Source organism: Streptomyces fulvorobeus (genome assembly GCF_013167895.1).
Classification (GTDB): domain Bacteria; phylum Actinomycetota; class Actinomycetes; order Streptomycetales; family Streptomycetaceae; genus Streptomyces; species Streptomyces fulvorobeus.
Genome location: NZ_BLWC01000002.1, coordinates 17,974 through 33,803, shown reverse-complemented (window position 1 = coordinate 33,803; position 15,830 = coordinate 17,974). Strand labels below are relative to the sequence as shown.

Annotated in this window: 22 protein-coding genes; 16 read left to right on the top strand and 6 right to left on the bottom strand. The window is 70.5% G+C overall.

Features of this window, described 5'->3' with window-relative positions:
* From Sfulv_RS29650 to Sfulv_RS29630, 5 genes are all read right to left on the bottom strand, one after another.
* Positions 1 to 412 (bottom strand): DnaB-like helicase N-terminal domain-containing protein (locus Sfulv_RS29650; RefSeq protein WP_305961412.1); only part of this gene is annotated, 412 nt, incomplete at its 3' end.
* Positions 413 to 493: 81 nt separating this feature from the next.
* On the bottom strand, positions 494 to 817 hold the full coding sequence (locus Sfulv_RS29645; protein ID WP_173318446.1) for a hypothetical protein: 324 nt from the start codon (positions 815 to 817) through the stop codon (positions 494 to 496).
* A 118-nt stretch (positions 818 to 935) separates the two neighbouring features.
* Entirely contained in the window at positions 936 to 1,442 is a 507-nt protein-coding gene (locus Sfulv_RS29640) for a hypothetical protein (RefSeq protein WP_173318444.1), read from the bottom strand.
* Between the two features lie 254 nt (positions 1,443 to 1,696).
* Positions 1,697 to 1,939: a helix-turn-helix domain-containing protein gene (locus Sfulv_RS29635; protein ID WP_246356959.1), complete on the bottom strand. Its 243-nt coding sequence runs from the start codon at positions 1,937 to 1,939 to the stop codon at positions 1,697 to 1,699.
* 206 nt (positions 1,940 to 2,145) lie between these two features.
* A complete protein-coding gene (locus Sfulv_RS29630; RefSeq protein WP_173318439.1) occupies positions 2,146 to 2,883 on the bottom strand; it encodes a GntR family transcriptional regulator in 738 nt (245 codons plus the stop codon).
* Positions 2,884 to 3,130: 247 nt separating this feature from the next.
* On the opposite strand from Sfulv_RS29630, the gene Sfulv_RS29625 reads away from it, so the two are divergent.
* From Sfulv_RS29625 to Sfulv_RS29560, 16 genes are all read left to right on the top strand, one after another.
* On the top strand, positions 3,131 to 3,598 hold the full coding sequence (locus tag Sfulv_RS29625) for a hypothetical protein (RefSeq protein WP_173318437.1): 468 nt from the start codon (positions 3,131 to 3,133) through the stop codon (positions 3,596 to 3,598).
* A complete protein-coding gene (locus Sfulv_RS29620) occupies positions 3,595 to 3,840 on the top strand; it encodes a hypothetical protein (RefSeq protein WP_173318435.1) in 246 nt (81 codons plus the stop codon). The genes Sfulv_RS29625 and Sfulv_RS29620 overlap by 4 nt, the downstream gene beginning before the upstream one ends.
* Positions 3,840 to 4,115: a hypothetical protein gene (locus Sfulv_RS29615; protein ID WP_173318433.1), complete on the top strand. Its 276-nt coding sequence runs from the start codon at positions 3,840 to 3,842 to the stop codon at positions 4,113 to 4,115. The genes Sfulv_RS29620 and Sfulv_RS29615 overlap by 1 nt, the downstream gene beginning before the upstream one ends.
* Positions 4,115 to 4,876 (top strand): TraA-like protein, encoded by a 762-nt coding sequence (locus Sfulv_RS29610; RefSeq protein WP_173318431.1) that lies wholly within the window; start codon positions 4,115 to 4,117, stop codon positions 4,874 to 4,876. Before Sfulv_RS29615 ends, Sfulv_RS29610 begins: the two co-directional genes overlap by 1 nt.
* Positions 4,877 to 5,012: 136 nt before the next feature.
* Entirely contained in the window at positions 5,013 to 7,127 is a 2,115-nt protein-coding gene (locus Sfulv_RS29605; RefSeq protein WP_173318429.1) for an FtsK/SpoIIIE domain-containing protein, read from the top strand.
* Between the two features lie 186 nt (positions 7,128 to 7,313).
* Positions 7,314 to 7,805 (top strand): hypothetical protein, encoded by a 492-nt coding sequence (locus tag Sfulv_RS29600; RefSeq protein ID WP_173318418.1) that lies wholly within the window; start codon positions 7,314 to 7,316, stop codon positions 7,803 to 7,805.
* On the top strand, positions 7,802 to 8,179 hold the full coding sequence (locus Sfulv_RS29595; RefSeq protein WP_173318416.1) for a hypothetical protein: 378 nt from the start codon (positions 7,802 to 7,804) through the stop codon (positions 8,177 to 8,179). The genes Sfulv_RS29600 and Sfulv_RS29595 overlap by 4 nt, the downstream gene beginning before the upstream one ends.
* Positions 8,180 to 8,251: 72 nt before the next feature.
* Positions 8,252 to 8,425: a hypothetical protein gene (locus tag Sfulv_RS29590; protein WP_173318414.1), complete on the top strand. Its 174-nt coding sequence runs from the start codon at positions 8,252 to 8,254 to the stop codon at positions 8,423 to 8,425.
* 143 nt (positions 8,426 to 8,568) lie between these two features.
* Positions 8,569 to 8,703 carry a hypothetical protein gene (locus Sfulv_RS31080; protein ID WP_256669337.1) on the top strand — a complete coding sequence of 45 codons (135 nt, stop codon included), beginning with the start codon at positions 8,569 to 8,571 and terminating at the stop codon, positions 8,701 to 8,703.
* Positions 8,700 to 8,822: a hypothetical protein gene (locus Sfulv_RS31075; protein ID WP_256669335.1), complete on the top strand. Its 123-nt coding sequence runs from the start codon at positions 8,700 to 8,702 to the stop codon at positions 8,820 to 8,822. Before Sfulv_RS31080 ends, Sfulv_RS31075 begins: the two co-directional genes overlap by 4 nt.
* 37 nt (positions 8,823 to 8,859) lie before the next feature.
* Positions 8,860 to 9,294, top strand: coding sequence for a plasmid transfer protein KilB (kilB, locus tag Sfulv_RS29585; RefSeq protein ID WP_173318412.1), 435 nt, complete (start codon positions 8,860 to 8,862; stop codon positions 9,292 to 9,294).
* A gap of 80 nt (positions 9,295 to 9,374) precedes the next feature.
* Positions 9,375 to 11,378, top strand: a complete 2,004-nt coding sequence (locus Sfulv_RS31345) for a DUF2637 domain-containing protein (RefSeq protein ID WP_173318410.1) — start codon at positions 9,375 to 9,377, stop codon at positions 11,376 to 11,378.
* 304 nt (positions 11,379 to 11,682) lie between these two features.
* The gene (locus Sfulv_RS29575) at positions 11,683 to 12,537 is read left to right on the top strand and encodes a ParA family protein (RefSeq protein ID WP_173318408.1); all 855 of its coding nucleotides are present in this window, start codon (positions 11,683 to 11,685) and stop codon (positions 12,535 to 12,537) included.
* A 2-nt stretch (positions 12,538 to 12,539) separates the two neighbouring features.
* Entirely contained in the window at positions 12,540 to 12,785 is a 246-nt protein-coding gene (locus Sfulv_RS29570; protein ID WP_173318406.1) for a hypothetical protein, read from the top strand.
* A 1,382-nt stretch (positions 12,786 to 14,167) separates the two neighbouring features.
* Positions 14,168 to 14,341: a hypothetical protein gene (locus tag Sfulv_RS29565; protein ID WP_173318404.1), complete on the top strand. Its 174-nt coding sequence runs from the start codon at positions 14,168 to 14,170 to the stop codon at positions 14,339 to 14,341.
* 459 nt (positions 14,342 to 14,800) lie between these two features.
* Positions 14,801 to 15,061: a hypothetical protein gene (locus tag Sfulv_RS29560; RefSeq protein ID WP_173318402.1), complete on the top strand. Its 261-nt coding sequence runs from the start codon at positions 14,801 to 14,803 to the stop codon at positions 15,059 to 15,061.
* Between the two features lie 31 nt (positions 15,062 to 15,092).
* Here Sfulv_RS29560 and Sfulv_RS29555 read toward each other — a convergent pair whose 3' ends face one another.
* On the bottom strand, positions 15,093 to 15,575 hold the full coding sequence (locus Sfulv_RS29555; RefSeq protein ID WP_173318400.1) for a hypothetical protein: 483 nt from the start codon (positions 15,573 to 15,575) through the stop codon (positions 15,093 to 15,095).
* Between the last annotated feature and the right edge of the window lie 255 nt (positions 15,576 to 15,830).

Below are 15,830 nucleotides of genomic sequence, written 5' to 3'. Positions count from 1 at the left end.
CGCCCGCCGGATGCCTTGCGCGCACGATCTCGGCGTAGTACGGGCCGTTCGCCGCCGTGGGCACGGCCTGCACACAGGTGTGCAGGTACACCGCGCCACCGGCCCGGGCCAGCTCACCGCGCCGGGTCAGCTCGTCGGTGACGGTGACGACGTCGACCGGCTCGCCCGCCTGGCGCAGGTCGCAGACGGCCCGGTGGATCAGGGCGTGGGCGGGCCGGTAGTAGTCCTCGGGCCGGATGCCGGTCTCCAGGGTCTCGGCGACGTACCGGCCGCCGGCCGGGCCACCGGCGCTGATGAGGGTGCCGACCACGGCCTGCTCGGCGCTGAGGTCGTGCGGCGGCACCCGGGTGAAGACGGCCGACCGCCCCGCCGCCTCGTCCTCGTGGTGCTGGACGGGAATGCTGGTGGACACTGAAGGTCTCCTGTTCGGTCAAGCGTTCAGGGGAAAACAGCGGGTCGCTCCCATGCCGGGGAGCGGCCCGCACCGGTTTGGTCAGACCGGCACGGCCATCGCGCAGTCCAGGCATCCCACCCGGTACCGGGCCGGATGATCCGCACACCGCTCAGCCCCCCCGGCGCTCCGTCCCGATCCGGCCTTGGGCTGGTTCTTCGACACGTGCTTGACCAGGTCCTCCCAGCCCTGCACCGCAAGATCGGCCGCCAAGCGCTCCAGGAACAGCGCGTCACGGCCAGCGGCCAGCAGAGCCGCCGCATCCCTGCGGACCCGCTGCACCACGTACGGCCGGGGCCGGACACCCACCGTGCTCACGTAGGTGGCCACGTACGCACCCACCACCGACTCCACCGCAGCGGACACGCTGTCCTCGTCGCTGCCGTCTGTGTTCTCCCGCTGACCCGGCACACCACCCGCACCAGCAACCGGAGCGGGGCCGTCCTCCGGCGCAGCCGCCTCTCTCTCGCCGACCTCCGAGCCGTCACCGATGGGACGGCCGGGGCCAGAGAGAGAAGAGGGAGAAGAAGAAGGAAGGAGAAGGGGTGCAGATTCTGCATCCCCATCCCCCGCAGATTCTGCATGGGGGGTGCAGATTCTGCATGGGGGGTGCAGATTCTGCATGGGGGTCTGAGCTGGAGTTTTCCTCGGACGGCGTGTCGGAGGCGTCGAAGGTCAGCTCCTCGATGAGAGTCGGTCCGTAGTCCGTCTTCGAGCGCTTCATGGCCGCCAGCTTGTCCAGGTTGATCCGGAACAGGTTGGCCATCTGCGCCCGGTTCTTCGGGTTGAGGCGCTCCTTCGACTTCAGCAGGCCCCGGGCCTCCAGCCGTGCCCGGTTGTCCTGCGCGGCCCGCAGCGTCATGTGTGCCTCGTCCGCGAGCTGCCGCATGTGTGCGATCACGTAGCCGCGATTGTCGGTGTGGTTCGCGCACGCCATCAGGAACGCGCCCTCACCCGTCTTCAGCCCGCTGGCCTGGAACACCAAGTTCATGTGCTGGATCACCGGGACGCCCCCGACGAGACGAACTGGCTGAACGGCGAACCGCCGGTCCGTACATCCGGGCTAAATCGGTCAGGGGCGTACCCCATGCGCTGTCCATTCCGGCCGTCGCGAGGTACATCACGCGACGCGTGGGTACACTCGACAAAGACCTAGTGAGGTCGCCCGCCGCCACATCCGGGACCGTGAATCCCCTGTGGAGCACGGCGGGCTTTAACTTTTGGTGCAGGCGAGACTACGCGCCGTTAGAACGCCATTGAGGTCTGGGTGCCCCCGATGAGCGCCGCCCGCCGACGGGGTGAGAGCTTCGAGACGGCGTGATCGGCACCGCTCAGCAAATCGACCACTGGCATCCCGTAGTGGACCGCGAGGCGATCCAGGTCCGTAAGGGACCATGCCGCCCGCCCGGACTGCTTCCGGCTGACCTGGGCCTGACTGAGCCTCAACCCGGCGCCGAGAGCGCGCTGGTCCTCGCCCGTGGCGTACATCAGTGCCGCCACAGTCACTCGTAGATGCTGCTCTGTACTGGACATATGTGTAATCCGTATCACGTATGCACTGGGGGGATGGGGAGGCGCGCCAGCCGTAACCTTCGGCCCCGCCAAGTGGCGGGGCCTGCTGCGTTGTGTCGTCATGCCGCCTTACTGCAAACTCATCCGAGCTCCGCCCGGAGTGGGAACCGGTACCCCGAGCCCTAGTCGGGAATAGGTACCTGCGAGCCAGGGGCGTAGACGTCTTCCCAATAGCCCAGTGGGCGTTCGTCGTCGTGAAATGTCACCGTGGTGACGAGAACGGCGATTGCAGAATGGGAAGGCGCGTCGATACCGAGCGCGTCTAGTTCGTCCTGCGATGCCTGGCGGGCATGGCTAAGCCTCTGCCCTTTTACTACTTTCTTGCCTGTCCGGTCGGCATAGAGTTTGTCGAACTGGTAGGTCATGCGGACGTCTTCCGTCAGCTCCGGCACCGTGGCGACTGTGTGGGGCGGGTAGACGGAGAGCCCAACCGAGGTGGGTTGCCCATCCTGGTGGAAGACGCGGATGCGGATCACTACTTCGTCGCCGGGCTCCAGGTCGAGGGCCTTGCAGACCTTGGCGTCGTGCGCCGACCGCCACATAACGCGGTGACCTGTAGAAGTCTCGCCAGGGGCGTACCGGAGCCCGTTCCGCGCCATGCGGTTCAGTCGGTCGGAGCCGGTGATGACGATCGAGGACTTGGCGACGACCGTCCCGAGTGAACCCCGGGACGTGACCAATCCTTCGGTCTTCAACATGCCCAGGGCGCGGCTCACGGTCTTGGCGGCGACGTCGAACTGCTCTCGAATCTCAGCTACGGAGGGGAGCGTTTCACCGGGGGTGAGCTCTCCGTTCTTGATGCGTGCGCGGAAGTGGTCTGCCACGTCGGCATACCCCTTCCCAAGTGACCTGTATGCCATGACTACTCCTGTTTCGTCGGATCAGCGACTCTCCCTGAAGGTACATCAATACCTCTTCAAGGTACAACGCTTGCATGATGCGTGTGCTTCATGTACCTTCTGGTCATCGGAAGGTACATGAAGTACCTATCGATGAGCCAACTCGTACCTTGAGGATGGTTCGTCAGGTATGTCGACGGTTCCCGGCAGGGCGCTGCAACGCCAGATGTGCCGGGGCCGGTCTGAGCCTCTGGGAGAGGGAACCGACGTGACGATCGTGTCAGAGCGGCCGGTAGAGCCGCAGGTCAGCGCCCGCTTACGGGCGGGGCTGCCGGAGGAGATCGACCGCCAGGAGCGCGAGGGAAACCGCCGTGGCCCGGAGGCCGAGCCGTTCGCGGCGCGGGTCGGGGTGGCGGGGATGACGGTGCTGGAGCAGGTGTTGCGGGAGCACCGCAGGTCGTGTGTCTGTGGGGGTGGCTGTGGGAGTGAGCACGCGGGTGGTAAGTGCGAGTCCGAGGGCACGGTCAAGGTGCCGCTGATCACTGCTCCGCACCCGCTGCCGCTGACCGAGCACGAGACGGCCTCCGCCCCGGTGTCCGAGCTGCGGCCGTGGTGCGGCCCGTGCTGGCGCAAGGCCCGTACGCGTAACGCGGAGCGGGCGGCGGAATTGCGCCGTCAGCGGCTGGACGAGGCGCAGACGTCGTTGCCGGGGGACCTGTTCGGAGGTGGCCGGTGAACGCCATCTACATCTACTTCGGGCCGAGTCGGCAGACCTGGCGCATGGCGGAGATGCCCGAGCGGGACGTGTATCTGACGATCGGCAAGAACACGCTCGCCGGTTTCGAGCCGGTGACGTTCGTGTTCGACGCGGAGGGCCGGCGGCTGCGGACCCCGGACGGGGAGCTGCTGACCGTGGTGGCCCTGACCGGTGGTACGGGCCGTGTGGTCAGCGCTATGGCGCTGACGGGTGGCCGTTGATGTACGGGCAGATGAGGGTGCTGCTGGTGGACCGGATCGCGGGGGCGGTGGCGTCGGCGGCCCGGGTGGCCGGCCTCGCCGTCCGCCTCGCGACGGCCACGCGGATGGGTCCCACCGACCTGTACGCGGCGCTGGCCACGGCGCGGTTCATGGCGGCGCACGAGCTGATTGAGAAGACCGCTGACGCGGTCCGGAACGACGACCCGGAGGCGGACGTCGTCCACCTCTCCCAGCCCGCCTGGTTCGGCGGCAACACGATCTTCGAGGAGAAGTGATGGCGACCAACAGCAATGGCTGGGTTCACGACCCGGAGGCTGGTGTCGATGTGCGTCTGGGGCGTCCGGCCGGGCGGCCCCGGGCGGCGGAGAGCGATGTCTACGACTGGGAGGAGGACGGCGGGATCAGTGAGCCGTCGTTCCCCGCAGGGCAGCGGGCGCGTGCGGAGGGCCGTCAGGTTCCGCCGCAGCCGTCCTCCCCGGCCGGGTCGGGGCGTGGCGAGCGGGTGGCGGGCGCGGCGGGTGCGGCGGCCGGGGGGTTCGTCGGTGCGGCGGCCAGCGGGTTCGTCCCGCCGCTCACCGTGAACGTCGGCGGCCGGGGCAACGGCGGCGGTCGCGGCAACGGCGGTGGCGGTGCGGCGGGCGGGAACGGGGACCGCCACCAGGGCGACGCCCTGATTTACGCGATCGAGCGCATCGAGTTCACGTCCGACAAGGACATCCTCGCGCTGGCCAAGGCGATCAACCATTTGGGCCGTGAGCTCCACCTGATCCTGGGGATGCGGGCCGAGGAGATCAACGGGGTCCTCAGCACCTACAAGGGCAAGTGGTACACCTTCGGCGCGAGTAGCCGCGTCAAGGCCCGTCTGGTCTCCGCGCACCTGAAGGTGTCGGCCGAGGCCGCGAAGGCGCTCGGTGTCGGCGCCCTGAAGATGGCGCACGCTTTCGACCGGCACTTCGTGAAGCCCGAGCAGGAGGCCAAGGCCCGCCGCAACGGCAAGAAGGCCCCGCGCAAGACGTTCACGATCGGGGACCAGTGATGGAGCTCTGGGAGTGCATCAACTGCGGTGCCCCGGGCGGCTACCGGTACTGCTCCACGGCGTGCGAGGTCGCTGATGCCTGCCCGGACGGCCCCGACTGCCGGACCTGCCCTGACGCTGAGAAGGAGGTCCGGTGATGGCCGGACGCAAGAAGACCGCGGTTGCGGTCCCGATGAATACCACGACGGACGTTGTGCCGTTCGGCAGGGGCGGTGCGTTCATCGCGCACGTCGTCGGTCACCTCGCGGGCAAGGCGCTGCCGTACACCGCCCCGTGGGCCGGGGCAGCGGCCCTGCCGCCGCTGGCCGGGTGGGCGACGAACACGATGTGGGGCGCCACCCCGCTGTCGGCCGGTCTCGCGTCGGCCGCCCTGGCGGTCGGCGGTGCGGCCCTGACCGGGGTGGCGTGGAAGTCCACCCCGGCCGCCACCAAGTTCGGCAAGTTCCGCCGGGCGCAGGTGTCCGCGTCGGTGGCGGCCGGGATGGGCTGGCTCACCTGCGCTACCGCCGCCGGCCCTTTCGGCTCCCCGGTGCTGGACGGCTGGCTCATCGGCGGCGGGATGTTCGCCGCGTCCTGGAACGTGCGCCAGATCATCCGCAACGGCGCCTCCGGCGACACCGAGACCACCGAGGAGAACGGCGGGATGGCCGCGCTGGCCGCGGCGATCGGCTGGGAGAAGGTGCGGGTCAGGGACGCGAAGGGCTCGGGCAAGGGCACCGTGCAGGCGGCGGTGCAGGTCGAGCCCGGAACCACGGTCGAGGCCGTGCAGGGCACCACCGGCCGGGTGGCCGCAGCACTCCAGGTCCCGCCGTCCGGGGTGATCGTGACGCCGGACCCGGAGAACGCGTCCCGGGGCACGATCTCCCTGCGGGTCGCGGATCTGCTCAAGGACGGTGTGCCGTTCGCGCAGCCGACCGCTCTGGGTCTGCTGCCCACGGAGGACATCCCGGTCGGCCTGTACGCGGACGGCGAGGTCTGGGCGCTCAATCCGTTCGGGGCGGCGATCCTCCAGCACGTTCTGGTTATGGGTGTGACCGGTGCGGGCAAGTCGGAGTTCCTGCGCTCCCTGGTGGCGCACCTGGCCACCCGCCGCAAGATGACCGTGTTCCTGGTGGACCTGGCCAAGGGCCGGCAGACGGTCGGGCACATCGCGGACGGGATCGACTGGCTGATCCAGGACGCCAAGGAAGCCAAGCGGATGCTGCGCTCGCTCCCGGCCGCCATCAAGGCCCGAGGCGACGTCCTCGCGTCGGAGGGCCTGGACCAGTGGACGCCGGACTCCTCGCTCAACGCCATGTTGGTGTGGATCGAGGAGGCGGCTGACGTCGCGGACTTCGAGGAGCTGGAGGAGATCGCCCGCAAGGCGCGCTCGGTAGGTATCTGGCTGGGCATCAGCCTCCAGCGCGCCACCTGGACCAACCTCAGCACGGACATCCGGGCCAACCTCCAGGGCTCGATCTGCTTCGGTGTCGACCAGCCCGGCGACGCCGGATTCTGCCTCCCGGACTCGGTGACCGGCGCGGGAGCGATTCCCGCGTGGGGCTCCAGCAGGCCGGGCTACGCGTTCGCCACCGGCATGGGCATTCCGGATGCCCGGTGGGTCACCGAGGTCCGCTCCGGCCTCACCGACCGCGAGGAGCTGGCCGCCCTGGTGGCCGCCGGGGCCCCCTACCGGGACCCGCTGGACGAGACCACCGCCACGGCGCTGGGCCAGGCATACGCGCAGCGCACCCACCGGGGCACCAACCGCACCACTGTCGGCGTCGGCCAGCCCGCTCCGGCCACCCACCCCGGCCACTCCGGACCGGCGCCCGCCGATTCCGTCCACGACCTGGAGGACGACGACCACATGAGCGCCGCTGAGGAAGCCGCGGAGATGGAGCTCCAGGAGGCATACGACGAGGTGATGGGCTCCATCCCCGGCGACCCCGAGCCGGACGCCCCCTATGCCTCCCTGCGCCTGGAGGACGACGTCCCCGACGCCGACGACGACTCCGGGATGGAGTTCGAGGCTCCGGCTCCGGTGGGCACCGAGGAGGCCCGCCACATCCTCTACGTCGAGCTCGACGGCTGGGTCCAGAGCGGCCGCCTGGAGTTCGAGCCGGCCGACCTGATCCCGGCGACCACGGCCGCCGGCCGCAAGCGCCCCTGGATGCAGGGCGAGCTCAAGCGCCTGATGGAGCTGGGGCTGCTCCAGCGCGACGGACACGGCTCGTACTCCATCGTCCAGTCCCCGCTCCAGCCCGCATAACCGTCACAGATTGTGACGGTCTGACAGTCACGGTCGGGCCTGACTTCTGACAGTCAGGCCCGCCGGGGGCCTATAGGGAAGTCACGGAACTTCGCACGTGAAGGGCCTGACTTCCCGCCCTGACTGTCAGAACACCCCCTCTCTGACACCCTCCCTGACAGTTACTTAACGTGAGGAGCGCGAGTCGTGTCCCACCACCTCGAACCCCGCCCGACGACCACCTACGTCCCCGCCCCGGCCCCGCTGTTCGGCCCGGTGCAGCTGCACGGCGAGCGCCACCAGGAGCACCAGGAGGTCATCGTCTGGGTGCCCGACGCGTACGGGCGGATGGTCCCCGTCTCCCGCTCCCACGCTGACGCGCTGATCGCGGCTGTGCCGGCCACCCGGCCCCGTGACCTGACCCCGCAGCCGCTCATCGACTCCCGGGCGCAGGTCGTCCTGGCGGCCGGGCTGGGCACCGGAGCCGCCGCGGCCGGGGTCGGCTATGGCCTCGGCCAGGTTCTCGCCCCGCTCGCCGCCGTCGCCTCCGGCGGCGGCCTGTGGGCCCTGGCGTTCCTGTTCGTGGTCGGCGCCGCCGCCCGCCGAGCCCCCTCCCAGACCACCACCACGCACGTCACCAACCACGTGGACGCCCGCTGGTTCGGCCGCGCGAACGCCACCACACGGAACGGTCGGTGAGCGCCGTGGCCCGCTACCGGGGAAGCCTGCCGACCGCGCTGCTGTCGGACGCAGCGATCCGCCCGACCGAGTACACCCGCTGGGCCCACGCCCACACCCGGTTCGCCCGCCGGGAGAAGGACGCGGTGATCCTCGCCGGTCTGCTGGAGACGATCCCGCTGCGCGGCCTGGACGTGCCCGTGGTCCTCGGCATCAGCGACCGGTACGGCGACGTCTACGTCTCGGACGGACACCACCGTGCGGTCGCCCTGCGCATCCTGCGCGCCCCGCGCTTCCCGTTCCACTGGTACTGGATCAAGAGCGCCGGGGTCCACATCGAGGAGCGCCCGTTCCCGTACTACCTGCTCACCCCGGTTGCGGACCGCACCGTCTGACGGCTGCCTGTCCGCCCCTGCGGGGGCGGGTGGGGAGCCGGACAGCCCGGCCTCACACCACAGGAGGAACCCATGACCCGCTACGAGTTCACGTTCTTCGGCAGCACGGCGGCCGACCACCTCGCCGAGGGCAAGGGCAGCCTCAGCGCGGAGACCACGGACGAGGCGTACGCAAAAATCATGGCTTTTGCGCACAGCCAGTGCGTCGAGCCCGCCCGTATCGATCTCACCCAGCAGCGCGGCTGACGGCTGCCCGATCCGCCCGGCCCCACGCCGGGCGGTGAGGGGAGCCGTCAGACGGCCCCAGACATCAGCGCGGAGCGACCGCCCAACTGCCAAGAAAGCCGGTCGCTCCGCTCCCCATCCCGACAGGAAAGGGAGAGCCCATCGTGGCACTCAACGACAAGAAGACCAACATCAGCACCGACCCGGTGAAGTGCTGCGGACGGTCCATGACCTCCAGCAGCGGCCAGCTCGTGTGCGGCCGGTGCGGCGCCTGGGTGCAGCCGGGGGTGACCTCATGAGCGCCCGTACCCGCCTCCGCCGCCGTCTGGCCGGGCTCCCGCTGCTGCGTCACCTCTACCAGTGCGCCAAGTGCCAGGCATGGACCGAGTCACCGGTCTGCTCGGTCTGCTCCGGCTGACCCACCCCACCCCACCGTTTCGAGGAAGGACCACCCCATGTGGCAAACCCTGATCGCGGTCCTCGGCACCCTCGCGGGTGTCGGGATCACCAGCGCCCATCAGACCCGCGCCGCCCGTACGGCACGTCAGCAAGCCCTGTGCACCGAGGGTCTGGCTGCCGTGACCGCCCTGGCCGAAGCCCTGGCCGACCACCGCAGGGCGATGTGGGTCCGCGAGGATCTGCGGCTGCGCGGCGAGGACTGGACCTGCGCCCGCACCGAGTCGCACGCCACCCGCGCTGCGATCACCGGCCCTCTCCTTCAGGTCCAGCTCCTCATGCCTGCCGTGGCCACAGCAGCGCAGGCCGCCGCGCAGGCCGCCTACGCCCTGCGGAGCGCTGACGGACACACGATTCTCGCCGCCCGCCGCGAGGCCGCCATCAAGGCCGCTGACGACCTGGTGGCCGCCACCGGACGGCACATCGCGGCCTGACCGCCCATCCCCTGCCGGGGCGGCGCACCGGACGCGCCGCCCCGCCCTCTACCCTGAACCGTTTCGGCAAGGAGACCCAGATGAGCACGACGATCACGATGCCCGAGGCGCGGTCCGCGCCGCCGCAGCAGCAGCCGGCGCGGGGCCAGAACGAGACCGCGGTGGCCGCAAGCGGTACGGCCGACGTCCGGGAGCCGGGCTTGGAGGGGAAGAAGCCGGGGACGCCGGGCAGCCGCAAGCTGATGATCCCGCTCGCCATCGTCGCGGTTCTCTCCGGACTGACCGCCGCAGGCGTCGGTTTCGCCCTCTCCTACGGCGCTCTGCGTGACGCGGCCGTGGGCTGGGGATTCGGCAGCGGGTGGGAGTCGTACGCGTTTCCGCTCGGGGTGGACGGGCTGATCATCGCCCTGTACACCGCTGATCTCGTGATGGCCTGGCGCCGGATGGCCCGCCCGTGGGTGCGGGTCTGCGCGCACGCCCTGACAGCCGTCACGATCGCCCTGAACGTGTCGGCAGCTGCCGGGGGCATGCCCCGCTCCCCGGGCCTCCTGGAGGCCGTACAGGCCGATCCCGGGCGCTTGTTGGGCCACGCGATGATGCCGGTCGCCTACGTGATCCTGACGGAGGTCGCCCGGTGGGCGATCGTGCGCACCGCCCGCCTGGAGGCCGGGCACCTGGACGATGAGGCCCTGACCCTGGCCGACTGGCTGCTCAATTTCCGTGTCACCTGGAAGATCTTCCAGCACGCCAAGACCTACCCGGCCCCCTACGCCGAAGCCCGCCAGTTCGTCCGCCAGCTCGCCATCTACCGCGTGTGGCAGAAGCACCGCGCCCGGTACGCGGAGGGCAGCACGCAGGATCGCGCCAGCGTCCTGGACCGGATGCCCGCCCTGCTGGCCCCCTACGGGGTCAGCGTGGAGGAGGCCCGCGCCATCCCCGCCCGGATGCTGACCCAGGAGAAGGCCCAGGAAGCCTCCCGGCGCCAGGCCGAGCGCCAGGAGGCCGAGGACCGCGAGCAGCAGCAGCGCGACGACGAGAAGGCCGAGCAGACCCGCAAGCGCGAGAGGGAGCAGCGGGAGAAGGCCGAGCGGCGCGAGCGTGAGCGTCAGGAGCGCGAGGACGCCCACCAGGCCCGCATGGACACCCTGGCCAAGGAAGCCGACCAGGCCCGCCAGGAAGCCGAGGTGGCCAAGCTCAAGGCCCTGGCCGACGGAGAGGTCCGCGCCGCCGCCCACCAGGCCGAGGCCACCGCCGCCACCGCCGGAATCCAGGCCCAGGCCGCCCAGTCCACCGCCGAGCGCGCCGCGCTCGACGCAGCCCGCCGCGCCGAGGCCGAGCACCAGGCCGAGGAGAACGCCCGTACCGCCGAGCTGCGCCGCAAGGCCGCCGAAGACCTCCAGGCGCAGGCCGCCGCCGAGGCCGAGACCCAGCGCTTGGCCGCCGAAGCCGCCCGGCAGGAGCGCCAGGCGGCCGAGGACCAGCGGACGACCGCGATGGCGCTGAAGGAGGAGGCCGCAGCCCGCGCCGAGGCTGCCCGCCTTGACCACGAAGCCGCTCGCATCGAGCAGGAGGCCGCCCAGGTGCGCGACCAGGCCACCCAGAAGGCATATACCGGCGCGACCGCCGCCGAGTTGGACCGCAAGGCCGCCCAGGACCGCCAGGCGCAGGCCGCCGCCGATGCCGAGACCCAGCGCCTGGCCGCCGAAGCCGCCCGGCAGGAGCGCCAGGCGGCCGAGGACAAGCAAGCAGCCGGCCGCGCGCTCCACGCGGACGCCCAGGCCCGCGCCGAGGCCGCCCGCCTCGACCACGAGGCCGCCCAGCTCCGCACCGAGATCGCCCGCGCCGAGCGCCAGGCCGCCGAGGACGAGGACAACGCCCGCCTCCAGCCCCGCGAGCGCGCCGTCCGCAAGGTCGCCCGCATGGTCCTCACCAGCCAGACCGGCAAGGTCGCCCTCTACGACATCGAGCAGGCCATGGGCGTCAAGGAATCCACCGCCAGCGACTACCTCAAGGAAGCCCGCGCCCTGATCAGCACCGGCTACACCCTGCCCCACACCAACAGTCAGGAGCACACCACCGCCTGACCCCGGCACACACAGAGCGGGCCCCGAGGCGCAGTCATCGCCTCGGGGCCCGCTCTTTGCTGTGCAGCACCACGCTACCGCCCGCCGCACCCGGCACACAGAGCCACGACACCCCGAAACCACGGAAGCGCGGAAGCGCGGAAGCGCGGAAGCGCGGAAGCGCGGAAGCGCGGAAGCGCGGAAGCGCGGAAGCACTGTTCCGTGGTTCCTGGGAACCAGCACGCCACCCACCCCGTGGGACCACGGAATCACGGAACCGTGATATCCCGGTGACGTCCGTCCACTCCCGCGAAAGGACGTCACCATGGCCCAATCCCACCCGCCCTCCGCCCTGCCGCCGCACATCGCCGTTGCCAACCACAAAGGCGGCGTCGGCAAGACCAGCACCACTGTCGGCCTCGCAGCCGCCGCTGCCGAAGCCGGCGAGCGCGTCCTGGTCGTAGACATGGACCCCCAGGGCAACTCCACCCGCCGCCTGCGCGCCCATCTCCCCGACGCCCTGGAGGACCGCGCCGCCGCGAGTCTGGCAGGCGTCCTGCCTTCACCGGCCCGGGGAGAAGCCGCCCGCATTGTCACCCCGTGCGGCTGGAGCGCCCCCTACAGCAGCCGCATCGACGTCCTGCCCTCCGATCTCGACCTGGAGCTCCTGGGGCTCACAGCCGGTCTCCCCAGCGCGGAACGCCGTCTCCTGCGAGCACTGGCCACCGTCGTGGACGCCTACGACCTCGTCCTGATCGACTGCCCCCCGTCGCTGCTGTCGCACCTGACCGACAACGCATGGACGGCCAGCGACTACCTGCTTGTGCCGTGCGAAGCAGAATTCGAATCCGTACAGGCCGCACGACGCGTATCCGAAAGAATCGCCCGCGACCGCCACACTCTCAACCCAGACCTCCAAATCGCGGGATTCGTTCCCACCCGGTACCGCGCCCATCTAGGAGTCCACCGCACCCGCCTGGAAGACATGGCGAAAATCTCCGGACCGGAATCCATCTGCCCTACCCGATTCCCGGAACTCGCCGTCATGAAGACCGCCTCAGAAAAAGCACTCCCACTCACAGAATGCGGATCACAAGGACGCGATATGGCCGCCCTTTTCCGCGACGCATACACCTGGCTCCGAAACAGGATCACCCATCTAGAGAAAAGCGCCGCCTGATTATGCCCAAGTACGACGAAGTCCCCCAGGACCAGCAGCTCCCCTCCAAGCTGTCCGCTCCGGACCCGGACCCCTACCGCTCCTTCACCTCCGAGCTGCCCGTCAGCGTGGCCCGCGCCCTACGCGCCACCGCAGCCCTACAAGGCGTCACCGTCAAGTCCCTACTGACCCAGGCCGTCACCGACTACCTGACCCGTGAAGGCGTCCCCCTCCCTCACCGGACCACCCCCGGACCCACGAAACCGTGATACCACCGTTCCACGGTTACCCGATCCCCTGATTCCACGGACCCACCGGACCGGGCAGCCGTGGAACCACGGAACCATCCGGGCAACCGTGGAACCACGGACCCACCGGACCGGGCAACCGTGGAACCACGGACCCACCGGACCGGGCAACCGTGGAACCACGGACCCACTGAACCGTGACGACCGACCGCAGCCGACAGGTAGCGCCATGCGTCAGGAAGACGCGAGGAAACTGGGACGTATGACCAGGTCATCACCTTGCGACAAGCGGATCAACCGACCGCATGGCGGGAGTCATTGCAGCAGCCGACCAAGGACCACGACCGCCGCACCCGCAGAAGTACCCCGTCCACAGACCGCCCCACAGTGGCCCGCCAGCTCCACGACCACCAGGCACCAGACGCTCCGCCCTCGGAGCCGCCCTACCGCGCGCCCGGAGATCCGCCACCCCGGCCCGGAGCCGCCCACGCCACCCTCGGAGCGCCGCCACCCGGGCGCGGAGCCACCCGCCAGGTCCGCCGGAGAGCGCCCCTCGGAACCTCCCCGCGGACCGCCCTCCCCGGAGCCGGCCGGAGCCGCCCCCGGCATGCCAAGATGCCCATCCGGAAAAACGCGGCCGCACACTGGAGGAATTACAGCACCCCTCCAACAACAACGAGCGACCGTCACTAGACCGCGCTCGAATGCCCACCCTGGCATTCGAGAGGAAGACATACGCGTAGGTTCTCGACGGAGCCCCGGCGTTAATAGCGGTCTCGACATGGAGACCAAAGGGAGCCGAACGCGCGACCACTAGCCAAGCGGGAATCCGGCTCTCAAAGCATCAGACAGGGTGTAGCGCAGAACCCCGAATGACGTGACTGACAGAAAGGGAGCCAGATCCGGATCGGACGCGTCATCCCCCTGTCCTCCCCGTCCCGGCCTGCGCAGTCCGCCGCGCCTGCCCAGCCGGTCGGGTGACCGCCGCCGCACCGGACCTTGCGCGGCTAGCCCCGCGCCGGGGCGGTGTGCCGCCAGCTCCGCAGATCGGGCAGCCAGTGGTGTGCGTCACATTCGGGGCTTGGGTGTCACAGATCGTGCTCAGTGACACCGACATCAGAAGTGGAGAAGGAAAGCGGCCGGTCAGATGACCACCGCCGCCGCCGCCTGGCATCTGAACGGCGGGGGTTGCGTGCCTTACCCCGCCGCGTCGCAGTGTGCTGCCACAGTCCGCGATCACCGGGTGTCAAGCCCTCGCGAATCCGTTCCGATGCACCGTCACCGGCCTGCCGGCGGCGCCCCGATCGGATTTTCGCGAGGACTGGATCGCCCGGCGGCCGGTGCGGACTGTAGGTCCCGCGCTCACCCGGAGCGCCCTCTCTCGAACTTCAAGGAGAACACCTGTGTCCTCGCTCGCCCTGATCGTCGCTGTGCTCTTGGTCCTCGTCGTCTTCCTGTTCGTCGCCGGGCTCGTCTACCTCGCCCACCGCCACCCGGCGTGGGTCGCACCGCTGACGGTGGGTCTCGTCGGCGCTACCTTCCTCGCTGCGGTTTTCGTCCCGATCGTCGTCCGATGACGCCCCGGGGGAGGCCCGGAGCCGGGTCACCGCTGGACGTCCGGCCGGGAGCCGTGCCCACCGTGCTCCTGGCGGTCCTCGGTGTACGTCACCTCGGTGACGTACACCGGGCGTCGGTGACGTACGGGGCGGTGGCGGCCGGGGCCGAATGCTGCACGGCCCCGGCGGGAGCGTGTCAGGGGGTGTCACCCTGCCAGTCGTCGGGGTCGTCGTGCCGGGGACCGTAGCCGCACCGGCCGCCGGGCCGCCGGTACCGTCCTTGCCAGGAGTCGTTGACCGAGCATGAGTCGTAAGAAGCGCCCACAGACTCGGCCAGGAACGCGGCTCCGGTGCACCCGGTGCGGCTGCTACGCGCCGAAGGACCTTGCGTCCAAGGCCGCCGAGAACTGGTCCGGGAAGTACGAGGGGGGCAGGATCGCGCTCGTCTTGTGCCCGCCGTGCCAGACCCCGCTGGAGCATGTGGCGGCTGAGGTGAACGGGATCGAGGTGGCCGCAGGACAGGCCGATGGCGGTCGCTACCTTCCTGACCCGGTGCTGTGCATCACCGGCACGCTGGAGGACCCCGGGACCGTCCTGTACGGCCGTGACCACCTCCAGCGCATCAGCGTGGCGGGACAGGCCGAGACCGTGGCACTCGTCCAGCTTCCGGCTGACACGCGGTGCGTGCCGATCACCGGTGGGGTGATGGTCTACCTGCCTGGCTCGCAGAGGGCCCCGTAGCCCTTCCCCTCTCGTCGTACCAGTCCCAGGGCTACCGCCCCGCGATGGACCGGCACAGGGTCACCACGCCCGGGGAGGTGACGCCCTGGGCGGACCGGCAGACCGAGCGCATGCCGCCGCCGGAGGGCACGCGGGGGGTGCTCGGGGCCCAGCGCTCGGTGCGGCGCGGCGGGGCGGAAGCCGGGGGCCGGGGGCGGCTGCGGGGGGAGGACGGCCGGGCCCGGTGCGGTGCGGCCACGGGCGGCTGCGGGCGGCGCTCGGGCCGCGCCGCCGGCTTCCGGTGCCGCTGGTGATCCGCGGTGGCCGACGCCGCCGGAGAGGGCCCGATCCGCACCAGCTCCTCGATGCCCGGCGGCTGCTCCAGAGGGGAGGGGGAGGCAGGCGGGACGAGCGGCAGGGAGCGCCCGGCGGGATGGTGGCGGGGCGGGTCGGCGTCCGGCGGGGAGAGGGCCACGCACCCCGTCAGGAGGATCGCGGCGGTTGCGGCGGACAGCGTGGTGCAGAGGCGGAGCATGGGCCCACCGTGCCCCAGAGTCCGGCCGTGACCGGCCGCAGGCGCAGGCTGTCACCCCATCTGCCCTATGTGCGCGAGGCGTTCGGGGGTTTCCCGCGCCCGGATGTCTCGTTTCTCTGGGTGAGGGATGGTGTGTCCCGGTTGGGAGGGTGCGGGTGTACGGGGATCTGTGGGGGTGGGCCACGCAGAATCCGGCGGCGGCGGCCGTCGCCGCCGTGATGGTCGGTGTGCCGGTGCTGGGCGTGCTGGCACAGC

Excerpts from the sequence above, each read along its gene's own strand:
- Sfulv_RS29640 (WP_173318444.1), bottom strand. The coding sequence starts at position 1,442 with ATGAACTTGGTGTTCCAGGCCAGCGGGCTGAAGACGGGTGAGGGCGCG.
- Sfulv_RS29635 (WP_246356959.1), bottom strand. The coding sequence starts at position 1,939 with ATGTACGCCACGGGCGAGGACCAGCGCGCTCTCGGCGCCGGGTTGAGG.
- Sfulv_RS29630 (WP_173318439.1), bottom strand. The coding sequence starts at position 2,883 with ATGGCATACAGGTCACTTGGGAAGGGGTATGCCGACGTGGCAGACCAC.
- Sfulv_RS29615 (WP_173318433.1), top strand. The coding sequence starts at position 3,840 with ATGTACGGGCAGATGAGGGTGCTGCTGGTGGACCGGATCGCGGGGGCG.
- Sfulv_RS29610 (WP_173318431.1), top strand. The coding sequence starts at position 4,115 with ATGGCGACCAACAGCAATGGCTGGGTTCACGACCCGGAGGCTGGTGTC.
- Sfulv_RS29605 (WP_173318429.1), top strand. The coding sequence starts at position 5,013 with ATGGCCGGACGCAAGAAGACCGCGGTTGCGGTCCCGATGAATACCACG.
- Sfulv_RS29590 (WP_173318414.1), top strand. The coding sequence starts at position 8,252 with ATGACCCGCTACGAGTTCACGTTCTTCGGCAGCACGGCGGCCGACCAC.
- Sfulv_RS31075 (WP_256669335.1), top strand. The coding sequence starts at position 8,700 with ATGAGCGCCCGTACCCGCCTCCGCCGCCGTCTGGCCGGGCTCCCGCTG.
- kilB (WP_173318412.1), top strand. The coding sequence starts at position 8,860 with ATGTGGCAAACCCTGATCGCGGTCCTCGGCACCCTCGCGGGTGTCGGG.
- Sfulv_RS31345 (WP_173318410.1), top strand. The coding sequence starts at position 9,375 with ATGAGCACGACGATCACGATGCCCGAGGCGCGGTCCGCGCCGCCGCAG.
- Sfulv_RS29575 (WP_173318408.1), top strand. The coding sequence starts at position 11,683 with ATGGCCCAATCCCACCCGCCCTCCGCCCTGCCGCCGCACATCGCCGTT.
- Sfulv_RS29570 (WP_173318406.1), top strand. The coding sequence starts at position 12,540 with ATGCCCAAGTACGACGAAGTCCCCCAGGACCAGCAGCTCCCCTCCAAG.
- Sfulv_RS29555 (WP_173318400.1), bottom strand. The coding sequence starts at position 15,575 with ATGCTCCGCCTCTGCACCACGCTGTCCGCCGCAACCGCCGCGATCCTC.